At 52.2% G+C, this 1,252-nt stretch carries 1 protein-coding gene; it reads right to left on the bottom strand.

Going from position 1 to position 1,252, the window contains the following annotated elements; all coding sequences use genetic code 11:
- A partial coding sequence (gene bglA, locus R7Z41_RS23945; RefSeq protein ID WP_318141634.1) for a 6-phospho-beta-glucosidase BglA occupies positions 1 to 1,252 on the bottom strand: 1,252 nt, incomplete at both ends.

The raw sequence follows: 1,252 nt of genomic DNA, 5'->3' as shown, positions 1-1,252 counted from the left end.
GATGCAGCCCCACGGTGTGTAGCCCATCAGATCCACGCCATCGTAAGTCACCGCTTTTTTCATCTCTTCGATATGGGCGCGCAGGTAGTCAATGCGGTAGTCGTCGTTGATGCTGCCATCTTCTTCCACTTTGTCGTAAGCGCCAAAACCGTTTTCGACAATAAACAGCGGCCTCTGATAACGCTCATACAGTTCGCAAAGGGCATAGCGCAGACCTACTGGATCAATCTGCCAGCCCCAGTCAGATGCTTTAACATACGGGTTTGGTACGCTGCCTTCAAAACCAGAGATCGCATCGCCGGTGCCGCCTTCGGCCTTCACCGCGTTGGTCATGTAATAGCTGAAGCCGAGATAATCGCAGGTGCCTTCGCGCAGTACATCCAGATCGCCGTCTTCCATTTTGATGTTAAATCCGCGACGCTCCCACTCGTTCAACACATAGGACGGGTAATAGCCGCGTAGCTGCACATCGGTAAAGACGTAGCGTTCGCGCATCGACTCCTGAGCGAACATCACATCTTCCGGGTTACAGGAGTAGGGATACAGCGGCACCATCGCCAGCATACAGCCGACTTTCATCTCCGGGTTAATGCGACGCGCAGCTTTCACCGCCAGGGCGCTGGCGACAAACTGGTGATGCAGCACCTGATACATCGTCTCTTCCGGGTTGTCATGCTCGGTATACACCACGCCGGAGCAGCAGTAACCAAACAGCGGCGCACGCCAGTTACGCTGGTTGTTTATTTCGTTGAAGGTCATCCAGTATTTGACTTTATGCTTGTAGCGTTCGAATACCACTTCCGCGAAACGGACAAAGAAATCAACGACTTTACGGTTGGTCCAGCTACCGTATTGCTGCACCAGATGCAGCGGCATTTCAAAGTGGGAGAGGGTGATCACCGGTTCGATGTTGTATTTCAGCAGTTCATCGAACATATCATCGTAGAACTTCAGCCCTTCTTCGTTTGGCTGAGCTTCATCACCTTTTGGAAAAATACGCGTCCAGGCGATGGAAGTCCGAAAACATTTGAAGCCCATTTCGGCAAATAGCTTGATGTCTTCCTTGTAGTGACCATAAAAATCAACGGCTTCATGGTTTGGATAGTATTTGCCTGGCAAGACTTCTTTGGTTATTTCGCGCGGCACGCCGTGTGCGCCACCGGTCAGAACGTCACAAATGCTCGGCCCTTTGCCGCCTTTGTTCCAGCCGCCTTCGACCTGATGAGCGGCAACTGCGCCGCCCCATAAGAAA

The organism is Vibrio sp. 1457, from assembly GCF_033340195.1.
GTDB lineage: Bacteria > Pseudomonadota > Gammaproteobacteria > Enterobacterales > Vibrionaceae > Vibrio > Vibrio alginolyticus.
Note: the sequence above shows the minus strand (reverse complement) of the source record. Positions and strands in the feature narration are given on the sequence as shown.